The organism is Pantoea sp. EABMAA-21 (genome assembly GCF_030053335.1).
Taxonomy (GTDB): domain Bacteria; phylum Pseudomonadota; class Gammaproteobacteria; order Enterobacterales; family Enterobacteriaceae; genus Pantoea; species Pantoea communis.
Genome location: NZ_JASGBX010000010.1, coordinates 192,092 through 216,510 on the forward strand (window position 1 = coordinate 192,092; position 24,419 = coordinate 216,510).

The 24,419-nt window shown below is 55.1% G+C and carries 25 protein-coding genes; 7 read left to right on the plus strand and 18 right to left on the minus strand.

Annotated elements, in window-relative coordinates; translation table 11 throughout:
* Nucleotides 1-47: 47 nt before the first annotated feature.
* A complete protein-coding gene (locus QMZ65_RS16105) occupies nucleotides 48-1,061 on the minus strand; it encodes a LacI family DNA-binding transcriptional regulator (RefSeq protein ID WP_283216338.1) in 1,014 nt (337 codons plus the stop codon).
* 199 nt (nucleotides 1,062-1,260) lie between these two features.
* On the opposite strand from QMZ65_RS16105, the gene QMZ65_RS16110 reads away from it, so the two are divergent.
* The gene (locus tag QMZ65_RS16110) at nucleotides 1,261-2,457 is read left to right on the plus strand and encodes an L-talarate/galactarate dehydratase (protein WP_097118733.1); all 1,197 of its coding nucleotides are present in this window, start codon (nucleotides 1,261-1,263) and stop codon (nucleotides 2,455-2,457) included.
* Here the strand turns inward: QMZ65_RS16110 and clcA are convergent.
* Together clcA and QMZ65_RS16120 are read right to left on the minus strand one after the other, a co-directional pair.
* Nucleotides 2,454-3,857, minus strand: coding sequence for a H(+)/Cl(-) exchange transporter ClcA (gene clcA, locus QMZ65_RS16115; RefSeq protein WP_283216339.1), 1,404 nt, complete (start codon nucleotides 3,855-3,857; stop codon nucleotides 2,454-2,456). The genes QMZ65_RS16110 and clcA overlap by 4 nt on opposite strands.
* A gap of 100 nt (nucleotides 3,858-3,957) precedes the next feature.
* Nucleotides 3,958-4,305: a cupin domain-containing protein gene (locus QMZ65_RS16120; RefSeq protein ID WP_283216340.1), complete on the minus strand. Its 348-nt coding sequence runs from the start codon at nucleotides 4,303-4,305 to the stop codon at nucleotides 3,958-3,960.
* A gap of 264 nt (nucleotides 4,306-4,569) precedes the next feature.
* Here QMZ65_RS16120 and glsB point away from each other — a divergent pair, with 264 nt between their 5' ends.
* Nucleotides 4,570-5,496, plus strand: coding sequence for a glutaminase B (glsB, locus tag QMZ65_RS16125; protein WP_058962017.1), 927 nt, complete (start codon nucleotides 4,570-4,572; stop codon nucleotides 5,494-5,496).
* A 4-nt stretch (nucleotides 5,497-5,500) separates the two neighbouring features.
* Here the strand turns inward: glsB and QMZ65_RS16130 are convergent, their stop codons facing one another.
* Complete coding sequence (locus QMZ65_RS16130; protein ID WP_160834155.1) at nucleotides 5,501-6,442, minus strand: D-2-hydroxyacid dehydrogenase; 942 nt, start codon at nucleotides 6,440-6,442, stop codon at nucleotides 5,501-5,503.
* A gap of 186 nt (nucleotides 6,443-6,628) precedes the next feature.
* Between QMZ65_RS16130 and QMZ65_RS16135 the strand changes: the two genes are divergently transcribed.
* Both QMZ65_RS16135 and QMZ65_RS16140 read left to right on the plus strand, forming a co-directional pair.
* Complete coding sequence (locus QMZ65_RS16135) at nucleotides 6,629-7,045, plus strand: DUF2946 domain-containing protein (protein WP_097118729.1); 417 nt, start codon at nucleotides 6,629-6,631, stop codon at nucleotides 7,043-7,045.
* Nucleotides 7,046-7,107: 62 nt separating this feature from the next.
* Nucleotides 7,108-8,865, plus strand: coding sequence for a DUF2534 family protein (locus QMZ65_RS16140; protein WP_097118728.1), 1,758 nt, complete (start codon nucleotides 7,108-7,110; stop codon nucleotides 8,863-8,865).
* A gap of 43 nt (nucleotides 8,866-8,908) precedes the next feature.
* Here QMZ65_RS16140 and ahr (QMZ65_RS16145) read toward each other — a convergent pair whose 3' ends face one another.
* The 3 genes from ahr (QMZ65_RS16145) to QMZ65_RS16155 all read right to left on the minus strand — a co-directional run bounded on the left by ahr (QMZ65_RS16145) (nucleotide 8,909) and on the right by QMZ65_RS16155 (nucleotide 11,579).
* Complete coding sequence (ahr, locus tag QMZ65_RS16145) at nucleotides 8,909-9,925, minus strand: NADPH-dependent aldehyde reductase Ahr (RefSeq protein ID WP_283216341.1); 1,017 nt, start codon at nucleotides 9,923-9,925, stop codon at nucleotides 8,909-8,911.
* A 257-nt stretch (nucleotides 9,926-10,182) separates the two neighbouring features.
* Nucleotides 10,183-11,199, minus strand: a complete 1,017-nt coding sequence (gene ahr, locus QMZ65_RS16150) for an NADPH-dependent aldehyde reductase Ahr (RefSeq protein ID WP_211728700.1) — start codon at nucleotides 11,197-11,199, stop codon at nucleotides 10,183-10,185.
* A gap of 110 nt (nucleotides 11,200-11,309) precedes the next feature.
* Nucleotides 11,310-11,579, minus strand: a complete 270-nt coding sequence (locus QMZ65_RS16155) for a hypothetical protein (protein ID WP_034830226.1) — start codon at nucleotides 11,577-11,579, stop codon at nucleotides 11,310-11,312.
* 288 nt (nucleotides 11,580-11,867) lie between these two features.
* Here QMZ65_RS16155 and QMZ65_RS16160 point away from each other — a divergent pair, with 288 nt between their 5' ends.
* The 3 genes from QMZ65_RS16160 to QMZ65_RS16170 all read left to right on the plus strand — a co-directional run bounded on the left by QMZ65_RS16160 (nucleotide 11,868) and on the right by QMZ65_RS16170 (nucleotide 14,248).
* The gene (locus QMZ65_RS16160; RefSeq protein ID WP_283216342.1) at nucleotides 11,868-12,428 is read left to right on the plus strand and encodes a DsbA family protein; all 561 of its coding nucleotides are present in this window, start codon (nucleotides 11,868-11,870) and stop codon (nucleotides 12,426-12,428) included.
* Nucleotides 12,429-12,542: 114 nt separating this feature from the next.
* Nucleotides 12,543-13,466, plus strand: a complete 924-nt coding sequence (locus QMZ65_RS16165) for an extracellular solute-binding protein (RefSeq protein WP_283216343.1) — start codon at nucleotides 12,543-12,545, stop codon at nucleotides 13,464-13,466.
* The gene (locus QMZ65_RS16170; RefSeq protein WP_283216344.1) at nucleotides 13,466-14,248 is read left to right on the plus strand and encodes a molybdate ABC transporter permease subunit; all 783 of its coding nucleotides are present in this window, start codon (nucleotides 13,466-13,468) and stop codon (nucleotides 14,246-14,248) included. The genes QMZ65_RS16165 and QMZ65_RS16170 overlap by 1 nt, the downstream gene beginning before the upstream one ends.
* A gap of 130 nt (nucleotides 14,249-14,378) precedes the next feature.
* Here the strand turns inward: QMZ65_RS16170 and QMZ65_RS16175 are convergent, their stop codons facing one another.
* The 11 genes from QMZ65_RS16175 to QMZ65_RS16225 all read right to left on the minus strand — a co-directional run.
* Nucleotides 14,379-14,852, minus strand: coding sequence for a GlcG/HbpS family heme-binding protein (locus tag QMZ65_RS16175; protein ID WP_097118724.1), 474 nt, complete (start codon nucleotides 14,850-14,852; stop codon nucleotides 14,379-14,381).
* An 86-nt stretch (nucleotides 14,853-14,938) separates the two neighbouring features.
* Complete coding sequence (locus QMZ65_RS16180) at nucleotides 14,939-15,550, minus strand: response regulator transcription factor (RefSeq protein ID WP_045834320.1); 612 nt, start codon at nucleotides 15,548-15,550, stop codon at nucleotides 14,939-14,941.
* Between the two features lie 4 nt (nucleotides 15,551-15,554).
* Nucleotides 15,555-16,886, minus strand: coding sequence for a sensor histidine kinase (locus QMZ65_RS16185; RefSeq protein WP_283216345.1), 1,332 nt, complete (start codon nucleotides 16,884-16,886; stop codon nucleotides 15,555-15,557).
* Between the two features lie 150 nt (nucleotides 16,887-17,036).
* Nucleotides 17,037-18,164, minus strand: coding sequence for a VasL domain-containing protein (locus tag QMZ65_RS16190; RefSeq protein ID WP_211728703.1), 1,128 nt, complete (start codon nucleotides 18,162-18,164; stop codon nucleotides 17,037-17,039).
* 19 nt (nucleotides 18,165-18,183) lie between these two features.
* On the minus strand, nucleotides 18,184-18,624 hold the full coding sequence (gene tssE, locus QMZ65_RS16195) for a type VI secretion system baseplate subunit TssE (protein ID WP_283216346.1): 441 nt from the start codon (nucleotides 18,622-18,624) through the stop codon (nucleotides 18,184-18,186).
* A complete protein-coding gene (gene tssJ / locus QMZ65_RS16200) occupies nucleotides 18,624-19,163 on the minus strand; it encodes a type VI secretion system lipoprotein TssJ (protein WP_502921531.1) in 540 nt (179 codons plus the stop codon). The genes tssE and tssJ overlap by 1 nt, the downstream gene beginning before the upstream one ends.
* Nucleotides 19,138-20,235, minus strand: a complete 1,098-nt coding sequence (tssG, locus tag QMZ65_RS16205) for a type VI secretion system baseplate subunit TssG (RefSeq protein WP_283216348.1) — start codon at nucleotides 20,233-20,235, stop codon at nucleotides 19,138-19,140. The genes tssJ and tssG overlap by 26 nt, the downstream gene beginning before the upstream one ends.
* Nucleotides 20,190-21,953 (minus strand): type VI secretion system baseplate subunit TssF, encoded by a 1,764-nt coding sequence (gene tssF / locus QMZ65_RS16210; RefSeq protein WP_283216349.1) that lies wholly within the window; start codon nucleotides 21,951-21,953, stop codon nucleotides 20,190-20,192. Before tssF ends, tssG begins: the two co-directional genes overlap by 46 nt.
* A gap of 192 nt (nucleotides 21,954-22,145) precedes the next feature.
* Complete coding sequence (locus QMZ65_RS16215) at nucleotides 22,146-22,493, minus strand: hypothetical protein (protein ID WP_202404593.1); 348 nt, start codon at nucleotides 22,491-22,493, stop codon at nucleotides 22,146-22,148.
* Nucleotides 22,494-22,573: 80 nt separating this feature from the next.
* Nucleotides 22,574-24,154 (minus strand): type VI secretion system protein TssA, encoded by a 1,581-nt coding sequence (gene tssA / locus QMZ65_RS16220; RefSeq protein WP_283216350.1) that lies wholly within the window; start codon nucleotides 24,152-24,154, stop codon nucleotides 22,574-22,576.
* On the minus strand, nucleotides 24,154-24,419 hold a 266-nt coding region (locus tag QMZ65_RS16225), incomplete at its 5' end, for a type VI secretion IcmF C-terminal domain-containing protein (RefSeq protein ID WP_283216351.1). The genes tssA and QMZ65_RS16225, both read right to left, overlap by 1 nt.

Genomic DNA, 24,419 nt, shown 5'->3' on the forward strand with positions numbered 1-24,419 from the left:
ATGGAAGATATTTTTCGCATGTGATGAAGATCGCAGTTCAGTTTGGGTCAACCTGAATCACGCGACACCATGGTAAATCCCATATCAATTATCGGATTATCCACCGTCTGATGTTGCAGGCGCTTTAACAATTGCTCTGCAGCAAGCTCGCCCATGCGGTGTCGGTCAATGCGGACCGTCGAAATCGCCGGATAATTTGCCGCTGCGAAATCCAGGTCGCCAAAACCAATCACCGCCAGCTGCTGCGGAATGTTTAAACCACGCGCCTGCGCCGCCATCAATGCGCCCTGCGCCAGCGTGTCTGAACTGCAAACTAACACATCGACATCCGGATGTTGCTCCAGCAATTGCGAACTGGCTTCGCGACCGCGTGCCATTAGCGCCGGGAGTTGTACTGGAGTGTCGACCAGCGGATTAATGCCCAATGCCGTTAACGCATCCAGCAAACCCTGTTTACGCTGCAATGCGCGGCGATCATCCGTCCATATCAGACCCGGCTTTTGATAACCGCGCTCGGCAAGGTAGGTCGCAACGCGCGCGCCGATTTTTTCATGGGAAAAACCTACCAGCATATCGATGGGGGTGGGCGTCATATCCCAGATTTCGACCACCGGAACATTGGCTTGTAACAACACTTTTTTCAGCTGCGCGCTGTGATGAATACCGGTGAGCACGATGCCATCCGGCCGGCGAGACAACAGCGTGGCTACGGTTTCCGCTTCGGTTTCCGCTTCATAACCGGTGACGCACAGCAACATGTGATAGCCCTGCGCACTCAGGCTGTCATTCAGGCTCTGAATGGTGTCCACGAACATGTTGTTATTGATTTGCGGCACCACAACGGCAATCAGGCGACTACGATTGCTCGCCAGACTGCCCGCTTGCGCGTTGGGAATGTAGCCGGTGGCGCTGATTGCCGCTTTGACTTTGGCGACAGTCGCCGGTCGAACCAGATGCGGGGAATTGAGCGCACGACTCACCGTCATCGGCGATATTCCCGCGACGCGGGCGACATCTTCCAGCGTAGGGGCAGCATTGCGCTCGGGGTTGCGTAGTTTCATGGCGGCTCAGGGTAGAAGCAGATAGCGCTAGCATAGCAGGCCGCCCTATCAAAGCCAGCGCAAAACGCTGAGAATGTTAGGGCTATCATTTAAATCCCCGAATTGTCCATTCTGTGATCGGCTTTGCATTAAAGCTCAACGTTATTGGCGCATAGTCTTCTCCGATTCAAAATGTTAGCGCAATCATTTACAGGAGAACATCATGTCGAGTGTGAATTCCAGTGCCGTAAGCTATGCCAAAACAACAGGAGCCGGTAATGCCTCCGAGAGCGGTGACCGCATCGTTTGGGTCAATCTGTCACTGGCGTTTTTGCCGCTGGCCACACCGGTGAGCGATGCCAAAGTGCTGACTGGACGCCAGAAGCCGCTGACAGAAGTGGCGATCATCGTGGCGGAGATCGAAACGCGTGACGGTTTCCAGGGCATCGGCTTCAGCTATTCCAAACGCGCGGGCGGCCAGGGCATTTACGCCCATGCTTGTGAAATTGCCGATGCGCTGATTGGTGAAGATCCCAACGACATCGACAAGATTTACACCAAACTGCTGTGGGCAGGCGCGTCCGTGGGCCGCAGCGGCATGGCGGTGCAGGCGATTTCACCGTTTGATATTGCACTTTGGGATATGAAAGCACGGCGTGCCCAATTACCCCTGGCAAAGCTGCTCGGCGCGCATCGTGATTCCGTGCAGTGCTACAACACTTCGGGCGGTTTCCTGCATACGCCGCTTGATCAGGTGATCAAAAATGTGGCGATCTCGCGTGAAAATGGCATTGGCGGCATCAAACTCAAAGTCGGCCAACCCAACACCGCTGAAGACTTGCGGCGCCTCACTGCGGTGCGTCAGACACTGGGCGATGATTTCCCGTTAATGGTGGACGCGAACCAGCAGTGGGATCGTGAAACAGCGATTCGCATGGGACGTAAGATGGAGCAATTCAATCTGGTGTGGATCGAAGAACCGCTCGATGCCTATGACGTGGAAGGCCACGCAGCATTGACTGCCGCGTTAGATACGCCGATTGCCACCGGTGAGATGCTCACCAGCTTCCGTGAACATGAGCAACTCATCCTTGGCAACGCCAGCGACTTTGTGCAGCCGGATGCGCCGCGCGTGGGCGGTATTACGCCATTCCTGCAGATCATGGGTCTGGCGGCGCGCCACGGACGTAAACTGGCACCCCACTTCGCGATGGAGATTCACATTCATCTCGCAGCAGCCTATCCGATTGAACCCTGGCTGGAGCATTTTGAGTGGCTCAACCCGCTGTTCAATGAGCAGTTAGAACTGCGTGACGGCCGTATGTTGATATCCGATCGTCACGGCCTCGGCTTCAGTCTTAGCGAACAGGCGCGCCGCTGGACCACGCTGACGCACAGCGTGGGTAAACGTCCTTAGTGGATCTTTGCGCTGGCGTGACCGCTGAGCTGAGCCTTAGCCAGCGTGCGCGCCAGAATCGAAGAGTACAGCGGTTTGCCGCCAAAGAACTGTGCAGCAAGGGTTGCGCCCAGGCACGTGATGATCATCGGCAGAATCAGCTGATAGTTGTTGGTCATTTCCAGCACCAGCACAATGCCGGTTAAGGGCGCGCGCACCGAAGCGGCAAACAGTGCGCCCATGCCAGCCACGGCAAAGGTCGCGGCCTCCAGTTGATAACCGGGGAACCAGTGAATGCACAGTTGACCGAAACAGGTACCCAGCAAGGTGCCCAACGTCAGCATCGGCGCAAAGATCCCGCCCGGCGCGCCTGAAGAAAAGCAGCAAATTGTCACCAATGTCCGCAGGACGAACAGACCGAATAAGGCCAGCGCGCTGTAACTTCCCGCTGAGAAATCGGGAATCAGCGTGATCCCCCCACTCACGGCAGCAGGCAGAAACAGGCCAAGCACACCACACAATCCCGCCAGCAGGCTGCCCCACATTACCCAGGCGGCAATACGGCCTTGATGTAATCGTTGAAACTGATCCTGCGCGAGAAATATCAGGCGGTTAAACGCCACACCGCAGCCGCCAAACAGGATGCCAAGCAACAAATAGAGCCAAAGCGTGTTGGTAGGCGCATCGCGCAACTGGCCGATGTTGATAATGGCTTCATTACCATTGCATAAACGAAATACGATGCTGGAAACGATCACGCCGACAAACACTGCTTTGATTGAAATCAGGCTGTAGCGAAACTGCGGACGCATCTCCTCAATAATAAACAGAATGCCGGCCAGCGGCGCATTGAAAGCCGCCGACAATCCTGCCGCCGCCCCGGTGGCGATCAAGGTATGCCGGGATTCAGACGACTTAACGCGGAACAGATCCAGACACATACCGCCAATATTGCCGCCGATCTGCACGGTTGGGCCTTCGCGCCCCAACACCATGCCTGAGCCCAGCGCTCCCATACCGCCAAGAAACTTCACCGGCAGCACGCGCCACCAGCGCACCGGACGCAGCTCTTCCAGCGCCCCTTCGATTTCGGGAATGCCTGAACCACCCGCTTCCGGCGCGAATCGCCGCACCAGATAATAACCAATGGCCCCCAAAGCAGCGGAAACCAGAAAAGCACACAGGACCTTAAAAAGGGGATGAGTGGCAGCGTTTTCCAGCCAGTTCAGGCGCGAATGCAGGATGAAATTCACCGCGCGGTCAAAGGCCACACCGACCAAACCGGTAAGCACACCGACCAGTGCGGCGAGCAGCAATAAAGCCACGGGTGTTTTATCGCGGCGCAACAGCTTTTGCAGCAGCATAAAGCGCCCGGCGCGCATCGTATTCTCAGGCTGAGTGGCATTTTGCGAAACAGACATGCAGATCCTCAATTACATCAGCGCCGCATCTCCCGCGACGAAAAACCGTCAGCATAGCTAACTCAGGCGATCGCGTAACGCAATCATTGGCAACAGAATTTTACGGTTGGCTGGGCAGCTCTCCGTAATGCACCGCCAGCCATACCGTAGGGCCCTGGCTATCGGTCCAGCAAACGCGATGGCGGCAGCCTGCCGGAATATCGATGAAATCGCCGGGTAACAGTGTGCGCGCTTCGCTTTCGCCTTCCAACTGCAATCCAGCCGAACCCTGTAAAATCATCACCCATTCACCTTGTGTCTGGCAGTACCAGAAATCTGGCGGACTGGCCTGTCCGGTTGAAACGATACGTTCAATCAGGAGATTGGGTTGTGACAACAGCGCTTCGAAGGTTTCAGCGCTGCCGCTTTGCACCGCTGACGGAAAATCACGCAACAGATTGGTCAACATAATGTGAGCCCGATGTTTTTGCTGGATTTATGCACTGTAACGCAGGCTTCACCCGGAAGGCTCACAGAATTTTACGTCGCCCGTTGACGAGTTAGGGGCAAATCACCATGATCCTGGCCTTAAAGATCATGCTGTCTCTACTACCGCACTTCGATTGCCATTCTATTGATTGCGCAGCTGATAGCGGCTTCATGACTGCAGATATGCGCTATAAAACAAGCCGCAAACGTATTTGAAACGGAAAAACAAGAAAATTGGAGCCATCTGGTGTCAGAACTCACGAATGGATTGCTGGAAGAAATTGTCGCTGAAGTCCGTCCTTTAACGCGACAGGGCAAGGTGGCGGACTACATTCCCGCATTGGCCGGTGTCGATGCCGATCAGCTCGGCATCGCCATTGTCACACCCGATGGCCAGCGCTTTCAGGCTGGCGATGCTTCCACGCGTTTTTCTATTCAGTCGATCTCCAAAGTGCTGTCACTCACGGTCGCGTTGACGCTGTATGACGATGCCGAGATCTGGCAGCGTGTGGGTAAGGAACCCTCCGGTCAGGCGTTTAACTCGCTGGTGCAGTTGGAGCTGGAACAGGGCAAACCCCGCAATCCCTTCATTAACGCCGGTGCGCTGGTGATGTGTGACTTGCTGGAGAGTCGTTTAACTGCCCCGCGCCAGCGTATGCTGGAGATTGTGCGCCGTCTGGCCCAGCAAAGCGACATCAATTATGACCGTGTGGTTGCGCGCTCTGAATACGAGCATTCGGCTCGCAATGCCGCCATTGCCTGGCTGATGAAGTCGTTTGGCAATTTCCACAATGATGTCAGCAAAGTGATGGAAACCTATTTCCACTACTGCTCACTCTCCATGAGCTGTGAAGAGCTGGCGCGCACCTTTCTCTATCTCGCTAACCAGGGACGCAGTCAGCACGATGAGTGGGCCGTGATCTCACCGCGTCAGGCACGCCAGGTCAATGCGCTGATGATGACCAGCGGCATGTATGACGGTGCTGGCGAGTTCGCCTGGCGTGTGGGAATGCCCGCGAAGTCGGGCGTAGGTGGCGGCATTGTCGCGGTCATCCCCGGTGAGATGTGTATCGCGGTATGGTCGCCGGCGCTGGATCACTCCGGTAACTCTCTGGCGGGCACCGCGCTGCTGGAGAAACTCACCGAGCGACTGGGCCGCTCGATTTTTTAAGCGCTTAGCTCACCACATGCGTTGGATTGCCCTGAGCAAATCCCTCGAGATTAGCTTCAATACCGCGCAACAGATTGTTCACTCCCTGCTGGCTGGCCCAGGCGATGTGTGGTGTCAGCAGCAGGTTAGGAATTTCCGATTGCAACAGCGGATGATCGGCTGCTGGTGGTTCACTGCTGAGCACATCCAGCGCTGCACCGGCAATTGCACCCTGACGCAGCGCGTGGGCCAGTTCCGTTTCATTGATCAGTCCACCGCGTGCAGTGTTGATTAGCCAGGCTGACGGCTTCATCTGCGCCAGCGCCTGCAAATCGATTAACTGCTGAGTTTGCGGCGTCAGCGGGCAATGCAAGCTCAACACATCACTACGCGCCAGCACCTCTTCAAACGGAACATAACCAGCGCGCGGCGCTGAACTGCCTTTGCGGTCCGCGTAGAGTACCGTCATGCCGAGCGCTTCTGCCATCGCACCCACCGCGCTGCCGATGTCGCCTTTGCCGACAATCCCTAAGGTCGCACCGAAAATATCCTGAATCGGCTGGCGATGCACACAAAAATGCGACGATGCAGGCCAGGCCGCGCGCGTGCTGTTGGCGTAATCCACCAGATGGCGACGCAGGGCAAATAAGGCGGCAATCACGCCTTCGGAGACGCTTCGCGTGGAGTAGCCGGGCACATTACTGACCACAATGCCGCGTTCACGACATGCATCCAAATCGATGCAGTCGTAACCCGTTGCCGCGACACAGATGTAGCGCAGATCCGGCAACTGTTTCAGTGTTTCCGCGCGCAGCGGCACTTTGTTGGTGATGGCAATCTGCGCGCCCTTTAAGGCAGAAATAATGTCGTGCTGTGCCGTTGTTCCACGAAAATCCCATTCCGTACACCACTCCGGGCGTGTCGGCGGTGTAGGCAGCGTATCACCATCCAGCATCACTATTTTCATCGCTTCTCCGTTTACATGTTTCCGCACTGTTCTCATCAGGTTGCATTTAGGTTAACAAATACAGCGCGTAAAGTGACTTTTTTCAAAAGGTGCGAATTTTTTCTAAATTAGCCTGAGTTTCTGTAACCCTTCTGCGGCAATGGCGTTACACTTCGGCCTCATTTGTTGAATCATTTCGTCGCCGCCATGACCTTTTCACATCAACTTCGCCAGCGCCTGACTGCCTGTATCGCCATCCTGGCGGTGCTGCTGCTGTTTGTCGCGCCGATCGTATCGAAGTCGTTGATGGAACGGCAAAGCCGCATGATGGATATGCCGTCCCACGGCATGACGTCTGAAATGTCGATGCATCATCACGAAATGATGATGGATATGGCGATGCCGGGCATGGACCATCACATGATGGAAGACGGTGAATTCGCCTGCGGCTACTGTGACTTGCTGGTGCATGTGCCGTTGATGATGTGGGTGTTCATCCCGTTCATCTGGCTGATGATGGTGATTTCTCGCGCCCCACCGCTGCCGCCTCTGCAGGCTCCGGTGATCCGACGCTTTAGCCCAACACACCGTCCGCGTGCGCCGCCTGCTGTTCTCTCCTGCTGATAACATCATTAACGACGCACCTTTTTGCGTCACGGCATTCTCTAACCGGAAGGAAGACGGCTTTGTCTGCTGCTTACTCTGCAGCACCGCGTGGTGCGGTGCTTAATCTACTTCGTCGCTTACATTTTTATATTGGCCTGTTTGTCGCGCCCTTTATTTTTGTCGCGGCACTCAGCGGCACGCTCTATGTGCTGACGCCACAACTGGAAAACGTCATCTACTCCGATGCGTTAACGGCACAACCCAATGGCCCTGCGCAGCCACTGTCTGCGCAAATCAGCGCGGCACGCGCCTACGCAGGTGAGAAACAGCACATTTACGCTGTGCGGCCTGCGCCAGGCGCAACGGATACCACTCGCGTACAGTTCAGCGATGCCTCACTGGGTGCTTCGCAGTCTCGCGCGGTGTTTATCGATCCTTATAGCCTGAAAGTTAAAGGCGATATGACGGTGTACGGCACCAGCGGTGTACTGCCGTTGCGTACCACGCTTGATCTGCTGCACAGCAGTCTGCTGTTGGGTGATTTTGGCCGCAACTACAGCGAGCTCGCGGCGTCCTGGTTGTGGGTTGCCGCACTGGGCGGCGTGGTGCTGTGGCTGGGCACGCGCCCGAAACGTAAGCTGAAAGCCGCGCGCAAGGGATTCGCCTTTAGCCGCCACTGGCATATCACGCTGGGTCTAACGCTGGTGCTGGGATTGGTATTCTTCTCCGCCACCGGTTTAACCTGGTCGCAGTGGGCGGGTAATAATATTGACCGCTGGCGTACGGAGTTGAACTGGCTGACACCGCAGGTCAACACCTCACTCAATGGCGATACGGCGCCCGCCGATCCTCATGCTGACCATCACAGCATGCCAGGGATGCCTGATATGGATATGTCGGATATGGACATGTCCAAAATGTCGATGTCATCAATGACAAAACCGGTTGCACAGCCCGCGAAGCCAATGCCTGACAATCTGCCGGACAGTGACTGGGATCGCGTACTCAACGCCGCCCGCCAGGATGGATTGAGCGCCAGTAAGCTAGAGTTACGTCAGCCGAAAAGCGCGGACAAAGCATGGGCAGTGACCGAAATCGATCGAAGCTGGCCGACACGGGTTGATGCGGTTTCCGTAAATCCGCAGGACTTCACGATTGTTGATCACGTCTATTTCGCCCAGTTCCCACTGGTGGCAAAACTGACGCGCTGGGGCGTGGATGCGCATATGGGCGTGCTGTTTGGCTTGCCTAACCAACTGCTGTTGGCGTTCTTTGGACTTGGTTTATGCACGATGATCGTGCTGGGTTATCGCATGTGGTGGGCTCGCCGTCCGCAGCAAGCGGAAGCCAGCCCGGCGAAAACATTAACCGAAACCTGGCTCGCCATACCGCACTACAGTAAAGGCACCTGCTTGATAGTGGCGTTGGCGCTGGGTTATGCGCTGCCGGTGATGGGCGTAAGCCTGCTGGCGTTTTTACTGATCGATATTCTGCGCTGGCGTAAACAGCAACGTGTTCCGATGACCGAAGCAGAGATTCTGGCGTCGCAGCAGTCACCGCTTGGCATTATTCGCGCTCGCTTTACGGTGAAGCGCAAGGAGATGCGTAACTTCCTGCGCGGCGTGTGCATTCTGGCGGTGATTGTCGTTTCGGTGATGAGCAATGCGATTATTGGCGGAGTGATCGATCAATACGGTATCCCGTTTAGCCACTGGTCATTGACGATGTACATCACGCAGGGGTTGATGATTGCCTTATACAGCGCAGTGTTCACCGCACTGATGTCGATTCCGTTGTGGTATTTCTTCCTGGGCGAAAGCGATCCACAAGGTAAATAAGGGTTGGTGCGCAAGGATGCGCACCTCATCTCATCAACGAGACTTAAAAATCCGCTTTGAGTACCACGCGATAATGGGCTTTTCCCGCTCTCACATGTTCTAACGCGGCATTGACCTGCGACATCGGAAATTCCTCCACCTGTGGAGCGATATCCACGCGGGCGGCTAACTTGAGCAAGGTACGCAACTGAGCGGGAGAACCGGTTGAAGATCCTGTTAGCGCACGATCGCCGACAATCAAACTGAACGCCGGAACCTCAAACGGCTTCATCACCGCGCCCACCGTGTGGAACTTGCCTTGTGGCGCCAGTGCCTGGTAGTAGGGCTTCCAGTCTAAATCCACGGCAACGGTGCTGATGATCAGATCAAACTGACCAGTTAATGCATTCAGGGCTTCCGCATCGCGGCTGTTTACCACCCGATTGGCGCCCATCGCCAGAATGGAGTCGGTTTTACTGGCATTGGAGCTGAAGGCGGTGACTTCCGCGCCCATCGCACGCAGCAGCTTAATCGCCATGTGTCCTAACCCACCGATACCAATCACCCCTACGCGGCTGGTGGCGTTGATGTTATGCATGAGTAACGGCTTAAATACCGTGATACCACCGCACAGCAGTGGACCCGCAGACGCCAAATCCAACGACTCGGGCAACGGGATCACCCATTGCCAATTGGCACGAAGATGGCTGGCGAAACCACCACGGTTATTAATGGTCGAGACTTTGCCATTTTCGCAATTGACCTGATCGCCTGCGATGCAGGCATCACAGTGATGGCAGCTTTTTGCCGTCCAGCCGATACCGACGCGTTGCCCGATGCTGAGCCCTTTGTTTTGCGCCGCCTCTCCCAGCGCCGCCACGCGACCAATCACTTCATGTCCGGCAATCAACGGATAACGTGAACCGCCCCACTCATTGTCGATCATCGACAAGTCGGAATGGCACACGCCGCAGTAATCGACTTCAACCTGTACGTCTTCCGCTGCCAGCGGGCCGGCATCATATTCATAAGGCACTAACGCCTCACCCGCTTGCAGAGCGGCATAGCTGGAAATCTTCATCGCTGTCCTCGGAGTTTTGCTCGATAGAGCATCAGAGTAGCAAAGTGATGAGCAATATAATGCTGAATAATCAGGTTATTAGTAAGGGGAATGCTGTTTGGAAGGACGATGCAGCTTAAGAATGGAGGGGCGAAGAATCGGTGCGCACGCTGCGCACCGTAAGACTTCAGGTCGGCATGGCTGCACTGCAACGCAATAGTCGGACCCTCATCTGACATTGAAGTTGCAAGGGCACGGCTGCCGACTTTATCACCATGTTAGAAATCCGCTTTCAGCACTACGCGGTAATTCGCTTTACCGGCGCGGACATGATCCAGCGCGTCGTTGATTTTCGACATCGGGAACGCTTCTACCGTTGGCGCAACGTCAGCACGCGATGCCAGTTTCATTAACGAACGCAACTGGCCCGGAGAACCGGTGGATGATCCTGTCACGGCACGGTCACCCATGATCAGGCTGAAAGCCGGAACTTCAAAGGGCTTCATCACGGCACCCACGGTGTGGAATTTACCGTGCGGTGCCAGCGCCTGGAAGTACGGTTGCCAGTCCAAATCAACCGCAACGGTGCTGATGATCAGATCAAACTGGCCTGCCAGCGCGTTCAATGCTTGTGGATCACGGCTGTTCACCACGCGATCCGCACCCATCGCCAGGATAGATTCCGTTTTACTGGCGTTGGAGCTGAACGCAGTCACTTCCGCACCCATCGCACGCAACAGTTTGATCGCCATGTGGCCAAGGCCACCGATGCCGATCACGCCCACACGACTGGTGGCATTGATGTTGTGCATCAGCAGCGGTTTGAACACGGTGATACCGCCGCACAGCAGTGGGCCGGCAGTGGTGATATCCATTGACTCTGGCAGCGGGATCACCCATTGCCAGTCAGCACGCAGATGGCTGGCGAAACCACCTTTGTTCATGATGGTTGGCACTGAACCGTTTTCGCAGTTGACCTGCTCGCCGTTGATACAGGCATTACAGTGCTGGCAGCTTTTCGCTGTCCAGCCAATGCCCACACGCTGACCGACTTTCAGTCCTTTGTTTTGCGCGGCATCACCCAACGCGCTGATGCGACCAATCACTTCATGGCCCGCGATCACTGGAAACGAGGAGATGCCCCACTCGTTATCAATCATCGACAGGTCAGAGTGGCAAACGCCACAGTAATCGACCTCAACCTGTACCTCTTCAGCTGCCAGCGGACCGGCCTCATACTCAAAAGGCACCAGCGCTTCGCCTGCATTCATCGCGGCATAACTTTTGATTTTCATTACTGTCCTCTGTTTCAGCGTTTTCGACTCACTAGTCTAGCAGAGCGTACGCCAGGATTATGACTATAAATCAATCAATTATCCGCGATTTGTAAGAAAAGCATTCAAGGTTAAAGCGGATCATGATTGAGTGGGCTGCGAAAAGCGTGGCGTGCCGCTTCAACCAACTGGCTGGCTGTTACTGTGGCCGGCAAGCGCGTCAGCACTTTGCTGGCCTGCCAGTAACACAGCACCATCTCTTCATCTGTTTCGTTTTCGGCCATTTCACGCAACCGTCTACGCAGGGTTATCACATCCAACGTTTGCTGCTCATCCACCATCTCCGCGATGGTCTGGTTAATGACCTGATGGATGATTTTCCAGGATATTTCGGCAAACACATTGAACCTCGTTGCTTATCTATTGGCTCCAGGCAAATGAATAAACCGTGCGGCGCTGACCGCACAAAAAGAGAACAAAGCTGGCATAACTATAGCCGCTTATTTTCTGAGCAAATGCCGGAACAGCGGACATTCTTGTAGTTAACGGATCTATAAAATGATTTTTATTTTGCATCGTGCTGACGACCGCAAATGTCCTTGTAACAAAAAAGCATAAACCTAAGCTGGCTGTCGTCGCCGCGCTTTGCCAAAGTAGGGCGACGTTTAACCTCGCAACAGGGAATGAATATGAGTCAAACCACTGCTTTACACGCCGATCCATTAATCTGGGGCCACGGCCCCAAAGTGTTTGAAGTGTTTCTGGAACCTACCTGCCCGTTCTCAGTCCGTGCTTTTAATAAGCTGGATGCGCTGCTGGCATTGGTGGGGGAAGATAAGATAACGCTAAAGATTCGGCTGCAATCCCAGCCGTGGCATATGTATTCCGGACTGATCGTTCGTTACATCCTCGCCGCTTCCACTTTGCCTGAGGGCAAAGCTGCTGCAAAACGCGTGCTGCAGGCGGTCGCCGATCATCGTGAAGAGTTTGAGTTCACCGATCACAGTCATGGGCCGAACATGGACGCCACACCGCACCAAATTCTTGATCGTTTGCAACAATATAGCGGTATCGATGCCCATGCGCCGTTCCTGCGCGCCGAGCTGCAAAATGAAATCAAGTGGCACTGCAAGTATTCGCGCCAGAACGGTATTCACGTCTCACCCACCTTTATCACCAACGGTCTGGTGCAGTTGGATATGGGTAGCGGTGATGATATTGAATCCTGGGCTCAGCGTATTCTCGCCTGATGTCGTCAGCCCGCTCCGGCGGGCTATCCCCATATTTCGCAACAGATTTCAGCTTGCACTGATTGCACAATTTCCGATAATCGTTATCTACCTAATTATATAGCGAGAACGGGAATGCAAGTCAGATACCTCACAGCATTGATGTTAACCGCCGCCGCGGGCCTCAGCCTGCAAGCACAAGCCAGTACCGATATTCGCGTAACTTATGCTGGTTCGATGGGGAAAGTGATGGACCAGTCTTTAGGTCCAGCCTTTGCCAAACAGAACGACGGAAAATATGAAGGGCAAGGCCAGGGCGCATACGGCATGGCACGTCTGCTGGCGAGTAAAAAAATCACTGCTGACGTGTTCGTCTCCATCACGCCAGGCCCGATGCAGATCTTAAAAGATGCTGGATTGATTGATGGTGCCGTACCGGTTGCCAGCACCAGCATTGTGGTGGCGTACAGCCCGAAAGGGAAATTTGCCCAGCAGTTCGCACAGGCCAAAGGCGCTGATGCCAGCTGGCTGAAAGTGCTGGCCACGCCGGGCATTAAGTTCGGGCGCACCGATCCGATTAACGATCCAAAAGGCCAGAACATTATCTTTACCCTGCTGCTGGCTGAGAAGTATTACAAGCAGCCGGGCATCGCCGATAAAATTCTTGGTGGCTACCAAAACCCTGCTCAGACCCATCTCGAAGGCGGCCTGCTAGCTCGCCTGGAGAGTGGTCAGGTCGATGCCGCGGCAGGTTATGAGAGTGAAGTGATTTCCGCACATCTGCCTTACGTGGCGCTGCCGGATGAGATCAACCTGAGCAATCCAGACATGGCAAAACAGTGGTATGACACTGTGAGCTTCAGCGTCAAAGACAGCGCGGGCAAAGATAAAGTACTGCATACCCAGCCGCTGGTTTACTACGCAGCAGTGCTGAAAAACGCCCCGCACGGTACGGCAGCGGGTAAAGCCTTTGTCGATTTCATGCTGAGCCAGCCAGGTCAGGCGCTGTTTAAACAGAATGGTTACGCCGCACCGAAAGGCGGAGCTGTTTATCAGTAATGAAGACCGGTCACGCCACCGCGCTTTGGTTGTCACTGCCAGCACTGATGTTGCTGGCAGTGCCATTCGTCACCCTGATTGGCGTTACGCAATGGCAGCACATGCACCTTGCCTGGGGCGATGGCAGTGCCATCTCCACCTCTTTGGGATTGGGCGCGATTGCGCTGCTGTTGATCTTTATCAGCGGATTGCCGGTGGCGTGGTGGTTGTCGCAGGCAAAGGGCCGCGCGCGCGCCATTGTGGAACTGTTGGTGATGATTCCATTACTGACGCCTCCGCTGGCAATGGGAATTTTACTGGTGAGCGCTTACGGACCTTATAGTGTTCCGGGGGAATTACTGGGGAAATTTGGCTGGACGCTGGTCAACAATCCTGCCGCGTTTATTCTGGCGCAATGGTACGGCGCACTGCCCTACTTCATCACTACCGCGTGTTCCGCCTTTGCGGGCGTTCCGCAGGATATTCTGGATGCCGGTCGTACCTTAGGTGCCTCACCGTGGCAGCGGTTTTGGCGTTTGTCGGTTCCGCTGGCCGCGCCGGGTTTGGCCTCTGCCACCGCTTTGGCGTGGGTGCGCGCCATGGGTGAGTTCGGCATTGTTATGATTTTCGCCTATTTCCCTCAGGGCATGCCGGTACAGCTTTATAATAATCTGCAAAATGACGGCGTTGATGCGGTGTACGTATTGCTGTGGTTGCTGCTGTTGTTTACCTTACCGGTGCCGCTGCTGTGTTTTGTGGCGTCAAGACGCGTACGTTATGGCAGTTCATCAGTGGAGTCATAGCGCGGCAGGGAAACCGATATTCCGTAGCGGGTAGCCTGCAGGACGTGCACAGGCTATGTTGGACAGGCTAATTGAAATGACACGACAGACCATGTGCTTAATGGGCGCAATATATTGCGCCCATCATGACTTAATCAATCGCTTTCAATGCATCCAGCGCGCAAGCCTCATCAAGATTACCGCCCGGCGCACCACCGACACCAATCGCACCAATCACCTGATTACCACTTTTTACCGGCACGCCACCGGCTAACAGCAGAAAGCCTGGTACGTCACGCATATTCTGCGCGCCTGGATTGTTCTGTGCCGTTTCCATCACTTTGCCACTCAGATTCCTGGTACTCAACGCGGTGTAGGCCTTCATACGGCTCGCTTCTACGGTGTGCGGACCGGCATTGTCCATACGCTGTACCGCAGTCACTAAACCTGCGCGATCTACTACTGTCACGGTGACATTGTAATTTTTTGCTGCGCAGGACTGAATAGCTACGCTGGCCAGTTTTTGCGCCTCAGCCAATGACAGATTGGATTCAGTCACGGCGGCCTGGCTGCCAAAAGAAACAAATGCCGCCGCAGCAGCAATCAAAGAAAGGCGAATAGTCATGTGTCACTCCTGAGTTATGTTAGGTGACACTGTAAAATGAGAGCAGGTTAATAAATATTCGGGTGATCACGCGTTCTGCCAGGTAGTTATACCTGGTTAAGTTGCTGCCAGGCGTGAATCAGTTGCGCAAGATTGTCCATTTCCAGTTTAGTCAGAACTGCGGCGCGATGGGCTTCAACCGTTCGTGGTGACAGCGATAAATCACGCGCTATCTCTTTGCTGGTCTGCCCGGCAATCATCAGTTGCATCACTTCGTTTTCACGCACCGACAACAATGCAAAACGCGACTGCAAAATCTGTTGCGCCTGCCAGCGCTGCGCGCGCTGTTCACTTTCATGCATTGCCTGGTGCACGCTTTCCAGCAACGGTTCAATCTCTAACGGTTTGGTGTAGAACTCGAAAGCCCCCTGACGGAACGCACGGCGACAGGCTTCAATCGTGCCATGACCGGTCATGATGATCACCGGCAGCAGCGGATGCCTTTCGCCCTTCTCTGCCAACCAGCTAAGGCCACTGATGCCCGGCATGCGGACGTCCAGCAACAAACAGCCGCGCAGCGGTTCCTGCGCTGACGTAGCCGCCTCAAATGAGGCCAAATCAGCAAAGTCGGCAACGTCATATTCCAGCGTTCTCAAGAGAAAACCCAATGATTCACGCACCGACAAATCATCATCCACTAACCAAACTTTTGCGCTCATTCCGTTACTCCGCCAGTGGGAAATTTAGGGTGATTTCCGCGCCGCCTTCGGCGCGGTTTGCCAGCCGCAGCTGGCCATTCATGCGTAACATCAAGCTCTCAACCAGCGTCATGCCAAGCCCCATGCTTTCTGGTCGCGAGCTGTAAAACGGCATACAGGCCTGCGCTAATCCTTCGACAGAAAAGCCTGGTCCGTTATCACTGATGATGATTTTAATCTCGTGCGCCAGGCGTTCTGAATTGATAGCCACCCACGCATCCGCCTGCCCTTGCTGCATGTGGATCGCATTTTGTAGCAGATTGTGAAAGACCTGTTCGAGCCATTGTTCGTCGCCGATAACACGCGCGTGGTCATGCTGAAACTGCTGATGAAGCACCACAGCGCCCGCATCCAGTTCTTGTTGTAATAGCACCGTGACTCGCCGCCATGTTGATTCAACACCGATCGCAGTCATCGCCACCGGGCGTTCGCTGACAATGTCGCGAAAACGTTGCAGCAATCCGGCCAATCGTTCAGTTTGTAAACTGATGGCACCGAGTGTCTGCGGCAGGCTATCGTGTTTGCCTTGCTTAAGCAGCAGCTGACTGGTGTGTAACCACGTGTTAATCGCGGTGAGCGGCTGGTTAATTTCATGGATGATACCCGCCGTGAATTCACCCAAAGATTCACGCCGCGTGCGCTGGAAATAGTCAGCCCGCAGACGCATTTCGACGTTTTGTCGCCAGTGACGCAATAATCCCCAACCGAGAAAACCGATGATGAGCCACAACGTCAAAGCCAGCAGGGGCGGAGCGACATGCAGCGCACGCCAATCAGGATTCGCGCTGCCTTTAATTAGAAAAGGTTGGTAGAGGTTGATAAACGGACGCTGCCATTGCCAGCGCGCCGTTTCAGAATAGGCCGAAGTTAATATTGCGGGCTGAGCATGAATATGAAATGCAAGTGCCAGCCCGACCTCTGGGGCTTGCACGGCAAAATGCAAATCCACCAGCATGCGGAATTGTCGATAGGGGTTATACAGCCAGTACCGTCCTTCGCTGGCATCTTCAAACCGCGGGCCGGTTAGCGGCCTGTTCTGTGTGTGCTCAAGCTGCACGATTTGCGGAAATTTCTTCTGCAATTCAGTGAGGTTTTCATCACCCGTCAATAATGGCAACAGAGTTTCATTCTGCGTTAAATAGGCCGCAATACGACTGAACTGCTGATGGAATTCCGCTTCACGCGTGCGCTGTTGATCCAGGATTTGTTCGGCAAGTAATGCGAACAAAGTCACCAGCGTGAGAAGTAGCCAGACCAGCCAATACCTTTTCATCCATGGGCGGTAAGTGTGAGGCATAGTTTTCCGTTGTTAAAGCGATAAAAAAGCCCTCCGGGTCAGGAGGGTTGTCGATACTGCACCAGCATCCATTCATAGTTTTGCAACGTTGTAACCTGCCCACCCATTGGATTCAATCAGTTTTACTGGTTTAGCGCTGATTTCAGAAGTCTACCAGGTACGACTTTGATTTAGATTGGCTTTTTCCCGATCGGTAAGCGACTCTGCGTTATCCTGTTGTATGAGTTGATAACGAAACATCAGCTGTTTTAACAGTAATCCCGTCTGTGTTTGTTCACTCAGCTGATCACCGTTACCTTCAGCGTAACGTCGAAGTTGCTCTTCAACCGGAATCTGCTGGTTAAAGGCCTGCATCGCGGAAAAAATCCCCGTTTTAAGCTCACTCACCGTGAGATATTTTCCTTTAGTTTTATCCAGTCCATTGAGTTGTTCAGCCATATTTTCCAACTGCGCCATACCACGATGCCAGCTCTGTAATTTTTCCAACGATATCGCTTGTTTCTCTCTGCGCTGTTGTTCGAGCAGGGCTTGAGAGGCCATCAAGTGCTGATGCTGTTCGTATCGATACCAACTGCCACAGACAAAGACTAAAACGCCAGCCAGTAAGGCACAGCAGGCCCCACTCACAAATGATTTTAATGATGAAGCCGTTGTGGGCGCGTCTTGCTGCTCATCCGCATCAGGATAGACCACATAAACGCGAGCCGGATGGCTGTGGTGTTCACTGTTGAGTGCTGCCGGAATAAGCTGTACCGGAGAGGGCAGTCTTTCTTGAAGCTGCGTTATGGAGTGTTTGACCTGATGCAATAACGTATTGGCCTGCGCGAATTCCCTGATACCAAAACGTAACAACGCTTCACGCAAGGATATCAGCAACCGCTCCGTTTCTAATAGCTGCGCCGCCATCTCGCTGCCCACCACCTGCCAGCCACGGTAGAGACTTTGCAGACGTCGAAACATCACGCTGAGGATATCGGCGCGCGCATCAATCGCCAGCGGCCAGAAAATCGACCACTGATGTACCACCAGCGCGTCAATCAGATTCAAGCCTTCATTGAGCCCCCTCAAACCCGCGTTGTTGGCACGCGCCAAAGTGAACCAGGCCGCACTCTGCAACTCCAGTCCATTTTGTTCAAACAACCCCAGCGTGAGTCTCTCCACTTTCCCCCAATCAACATCGGGCCGGGCGGGATGCGTCAGCTTACTCATCTCTTCCCGCAACTGGGAATAGCCTGGTAAGGTGCGCGGATCTGCACCGGTTTTAATCACCTGATTCATATTCAGCAACCTTCCTTGTTTATCCCGTCAAACCACTGCCCATTAACTGCTGTTGCTTTAAGTGACGCAGCAACACTCTGCCCTCTGGTTTGAATTCCGTGCCGTAGCGCACCAGGCCAATACCGGTGAGTTCGGCTTCAATGGCGTAGCGCAATTCGCCTGGCAACGTTTGTTCCAGCAATGCCACCTCAATACGCTTGAGGCGCGGTTCGTACTTCAGCAACACGCTTGAAAAGGTGTGAAGCAGCTGGTGCGCAGTGCCCGGCATCCCCTGCAGGATGCGGGTCATATCCGGCAAACCGTAGTCGGGGATGTGTGCAATTGAACCAGCGCGGGTGTTGAGGATGCGCTGCAGGTTATCCAGCACCGAAAGAATGACCTGGTCCCGTTCGCTCACGGCATCGAGCGCCAGCCCGCCACTAAAATTGCCGTAAAGGATCTCATAAAGTGAAGGCATCATCAGGGTCTTTTAGCCTTTTCCGCGACCAAAGTCAGTGTACCGTCACCCAGTTCAATCACGCGCGCGTTGTCCGGATCGAGGTCATTGCGGGTCAGTAAGATTCGCCACTTATCATCCTGCGTGTCTGGCGACAGGAATAGCCCAGCCACTGCCACGAATTCCGCCTTATCGTCCATCGGCATATCAATACTGACTGACTCACCCGGGCGGATGCGGATGTCCTTTTGTGCCAGCAGGTCCGCCTTCAGAACCTGACTGTCAGCAGTGAATAGCGAGGGGTAGTCTGAGGCGTCAAAAGCGCTACTGTCCTTCAGTTGCCAGATGCGCACCACGGTTGAGAGCGCAGCACCCTGTGCGTTGCGGTTTGCCCCTTCACGGGCGCGAAAATCGAGATGCAGTGTGCGTATTTGCTTGTAAAAAATGGATTTTGTTACGGAGACGGTGCCCTCTGATACTTTCTGCGTCAGACCGCAGCTGCTGACGCTCAGTGCCAGCATAAGAGGGATAAGCATTTTACCAGCGATAGTCGCCCTGTTCATCGGTTTCGATCCTTGAAGGTTGCACCCGGACGCGCTGATAGCGACCGAGCTGTATGGTTATCTGGTTAGACTCGCGGGAGCCCGTGATTTGTGTCAGAGGCAGCACCGCCGTGCGCCCGAGTTGCTGCGCCCCCTCCTTCCGGCAGCTTAGCTGTGCAACAGGCATCATTGCGCGGTAAACGCACAGCTCCAGTCGCGCATCTAGCTTTGATCCCAGGTAGACGTGCAACAGCGCCATCAAGTCGCCGTGCAGTTGCCCGCCGGGGAGCCATCCCCGGACTTCCTCAGGGTTGCCGGTGAACAGCCTCAGCAATACCTGACCGTTGACGTCTGTGGCATGCGTCCCCACCACCGGTCGATGCGTCAGACTGACAGGGTGGCGCGTGCTCATATTCAGTATTGAGGATTGGGGAATACGACGTGAATCCCAGGGCACGACCTGCGCGCGCGTGTCCGGTGCCAGCAGCTTCACTAGCGAGGAGACTCCTTCGGCGGTTCGACCGGGCAGCAGCATCACCGGCAGCAGCGCAAGGAAACGCGAGACCGGCGTCGCGATATTCTGCGCACAGCCGCTTATCCCCAGACCCGCCAGCCCCAGTAGGTACTGAGAGGTGTCATCGGTGCCACCAGGAGCGAAAGTTGCCGGGTAGGTGTATTTGCGCCAGATGCGGTAAAACTGCGTGGTCAGGCGGTGGCTGAAGATATCCAGGAAATCCTGCGTGGCCTCGTGCCCTTCGCGCTGCCGCGTCACATCATCAATGTAATGCGACGGCAGCGGAGACGCCGTGCCATAGAGCCCCATGAAATTAATGCGTACCGTGGGCGGCAGATGCGGATGAGCGGGCGCTTCTGCACCGCGAATTTCTCCTGCCGGAAAGCCCATGCCGGGATGAGGCCGGAAGCGCACTGGCTCGTGCCGCACCTGCCAAGTGCTGCCCGGCACAGGTGCCTCGGGATCGCTCCTTTCCAGAAGCTGACAGAAGCGGTAAAAATTCATGTAAGGCAGCCGGTCACCCAGCCGCGCGATTAGCCGGGCAGGCGCTGACTGTGATTCTCTTTCCACCGGATGCATTTTCCTTCAGGCCGGATAATCAAGGAGAGCTGAATGAACTGGTTCATGTCTGCATAAAGCGACAGGAAGCGGTTGAGCATCTCGCCAAACAGGTGTATGTCGCCATCACCGCTAAAACCGCTGCTGTCGAGCGTCACCTCAATGTCAAGACCACGCAGCAGGTAACCAGACTCAAACCGCTGCAGACGGTGATGCTGTACGTCAAGAATCGCATCCAGCCTGCGGTTGCAGAGTTCGTCATCCTGCCAGTTGTACAACGCCAGCGTGCCGCGCAGCACTTCTGCGCTATTCATCATATTGATGAAGCCGGAACCGAGGTGGCTTAGCACCCGCCAGTGAAAGCGGTCCTCAGCAGGTGGATAAGCAGGAAGTGTCGGACGAGTCAGATTGCGCACCGTGACAGGGGTCTGCAACACCTGTTCGCAGCGGTCCAGCAGGGTGCTCTGCAACGCACGACGGGGAAGCTGGCCGTTGGTGCCGGTGATGCGCAGCGAGAGCGTATCGCGGGAAAGCTCCTCCCCCTCCTCCCACTGCTGACCGCCGAGTATCAGCCAGGTGTCGTGCATCCCGGTCACGCCTTTTCGAACGCGCGTATGAAAATAGCGCTCAGGTGCGAGGCGTCGCATCATGCCGCCCCGATGCCGGAAGCTGGTGAACGGAACGTACTCTGCCGCGCCAGTCAGCCCTGAACCGCTGACTGCATCCACCGAGTAAATCTCGGTATGTCCGTCCTGCAGGCGCTTCGCGCGCAGCAGGTACTCGCTCTCCAGTCCGTTAACCGTCAGCGGGTCAGCTTCCAGCGTGAACAGGTTAATCACCGGTACGCAGTGCAGTTTCAGCGAAGCATCGGTCACCGGCAAATCACTCTGCCACGCCTCACTGAATACCACCTCAATATCGAACCCCGTGAGCCCGGGTGGAAGAGGGATAGCTTCCAGTCCGTTCAGGGTCACAAAGCGAAACTTCTCCGGGAAGGTGAAGTACTCCAGCAGCAACTGATAGCCGCTGAAGGCGCTGTCACCCTTTGGCCACAGCCTGTCGTCCTCACCAAATCCACCCGGGCTGAACCAGGCGTTGAGGGCGATCCGCTCCTGCTGCCCGGCCAGGCGGACGTATATCGCGGCCTGACGGCGGGTCAGCCTCTGATGCAGCGCGGTCGCCACGGGCACGTCTTCTCCCAGCCACAGGCTGAGATGACGCAGGTCACACTGGCTCCAGTCCGCCTGCCCGCTGCTGGCTATGCGCAGGCGCAGCACGGAGCGTCCGTCCGGCTCGGTGCCCATGACCACGCCTGAGATTGACAGCGGATTAAGCGTAACCGGCTTTGTGGTGCGGTAGTGGCAGACAGTATTTTTGGGGCCTACCGGGCGGGAATACACCTCCAGCCCGGCGGGAGCGGTCTCCGCCATTTTCATTTTCGGCAGATCAGGCGAGAGCGACACTATGCTCAGTGAAGGGATCGTGCGCAGATAATGCGGCCAGAGCATGCTGACCAACCCTTCGGTCAGCTCCGGCAGGTCATCGTCAATTTTCTGACGCAGTCGACCGACGGAAAAAGCAAATCCTTCAAGCAGGCGCTCCACAAAAGGATCTGGCGTGCCTGCACGGTCCAGGTTGAGCATGGCGGCGCGGTCAGGGTGAGTTTCGGCAAATTCTCTGGCGGCGTCGCGCAGATAGCGCATTTCGTTATCGTAATAGCGTAGAGTTAAGTCTTTCATAATAAAATTATTTCTGTAAATAGACTGTATCAACTGGAAGTTATTGTGGGGCAATTAAAATCAATGTAGCTGAATGTTTTATGCGATATAAAACCGACCCTTTTTTTCAAATGAATTTAACTTTCACTCACTACAGTTCGCTAAATGATTTGTTCGAGCAATCTTAATCAAAATTAAAAACTAGAGAAAACACTATGGCTTGTCAGGTGCGTCGGAGCTAATCGATTTGCCAGTGACTTTATATCGCTCGACTAAGAATAAGATTAAACAAACAGCACCTACCACAGTTCCTACGTTCCAGAATGGAAGCAATAAAATATCAAAAGCCATCTGTACTTTGATGTTATTATTTAGCACGCCATATAAGCCCAGAATTGAAAGGAAGATTAAAACTATTGGAAGGATTGCAAAGAGCATTGAAAAAGCAGCAAACTCTGGGAATATACCTATCAACATCCCACCAAGGAAAAAACTCAACACACCTCCAATAAGGAATAGGATTGAAACCATAAAATTGACAACACGAATCAATGAAAGCATAAATCCACCTTGGTTATTAAAAACATATTAGATATGAGTAAATATGGCTTAATTACCACACTTAGTCGTTAGCGAAATACTCATCCACAAATTGCAACAGACTTTGCGGGATCAAGTCTAATAAGACCTGAAATCAATAGCTCAATTTCCTTATTTGTTTGTAGCTTATCTGCACCCCCTCTAACTGCTCGTGCACGCAGCATTTTGAGTCTGCGAGACTTCACTTCAAACAGCAGAGACGGCTCCCATTCGCTTAGTACCATGTTCTCCGCTTGCGTATCGAGCGCACATAGCAGATGAAGCGCCATTTCCTGACGGCCAAAATGCTCGGCAAGTCTGGCCATCAGCAAACGTAATAACCACTGCTGGCGAGGTGACGTTATGCCGGGCCGTTGCTGCAGCCAGGCCAGCGCAGCTTCAATGCCCTCCCTGTCTGCCAGGTCAGTGGCCTCGCTCTCCAGCTGCAACACATCATCCTCTGCGCCAGCAGTCACAGAGACAGCCTCCGATCCAAACACTCCCGCAGACATCAGCACATGCTGCTGGATCCAGCCCATGGTGACCTCATCCGCAAACGGCATTCCGTCACTGAAGGCCAGCGTCTCCAGCCCGTTGAGGCGCGACAGCAGGCCCTTAAGGTCGTCCTGAACAATCGCCGCCAGCGTCGCATTGCCCGAGCGCAGCTGCGCCTGGTGCTGATACCACTGCAGGTCAAGCCAGAAGTGATTGCCGCCCCGGCTGAATAGGCTGTCGGCCTGCTCGGCCAGTTCGGCCCAGCTCTGCTGCAGCCACAGGCGCTTGAGCTGTGCGCGCTGGTCCGGCTTGGGTGGCTCGATACGGCTTTTGCCGTCGCCGGACAACGGTGGCAGTTGGCTGAGCGTGTCATGACGGATGGTTTTCATCAGCCTATGCGCGGCCAGCCATCCGCCTGGCTGATCGCGCAGATAAGCGGCCAGCGTTCGTGCCTGGTCCAGCAGATCACGCCCGGAACTGATAGCCGCCAGAGCGGGGGCGGCGGAGGCTGAAGACGACTGGGATGCGGGACCGTCTGCCGCCGTCTGGGGCACAACCGCATCCGGGCCGCCTGCCCTCAGCAACCTTGCCTCCAGCGCGCCGTAAAGGCTACCAAGGCCGGCCCCGCCCTGCGCTCTGCATACGTCATCAATCACCAGCAACGCCGCCACGGTACGCTGCGCCGAAGATGTCATCACTTCGGGATAGAGCGTCAGCGTATCCAGCACGCGCGCGCTGGCGGGAAAGCCCAGCGCCGCCTCACGACTGCGCGCCCGCTGTGGATGCAAAGCATCACCGAAGCGCTGCAGCAGGCCGGCAAGCAGGGCCAGACCGTCGGCAAACCCTTCTTCACCGTCTCGTTGCAAACGCGCCCAGCAGTACCAGACTGCCACGCGGATGTCTTTGGCTTCCGTCGTCAGTACCTGTTCCGCCAGCGCACAGATAAGCGTCGTATCCGCGCCAGACAAACGGTTCATCTCTTCCTGCATCTGCTGGAACGCATCGTTGTAGGTCGGGTCTTCCCCTGTAGCGTGAGTGTCCGCCAGGGGCTTCAGCCACGGCTCCCACAGCGAAACAGACTCCGTGGCCAGCACCCGAAGATGGTCCACATTCGCACCGCAGGCATTAATCAGGGATTGCAGTGGCATTAGTCTTCCTCGCTGACAAAAGTTTCATCCGGCACTTCCGGTGTGTCACTGATAATGAATATGTCTGCCGGGAGCGTGAAGTTGCGCAGCTTCAGCAGCGCCAGCGGCCCCTCACCCGCTTCTGTTCGCAGAATGTAGTTCAGCGGGCGGCCGTCGGGAGCCTGCCAGGTGAGCCGCCAGCTGCTGCTGATGCCCGGATTGGCGCTGACCTGAGCCTTATCCAGCAGGCGAATCAGGCCCCAGCTGCCCGGCATGTCACCATACT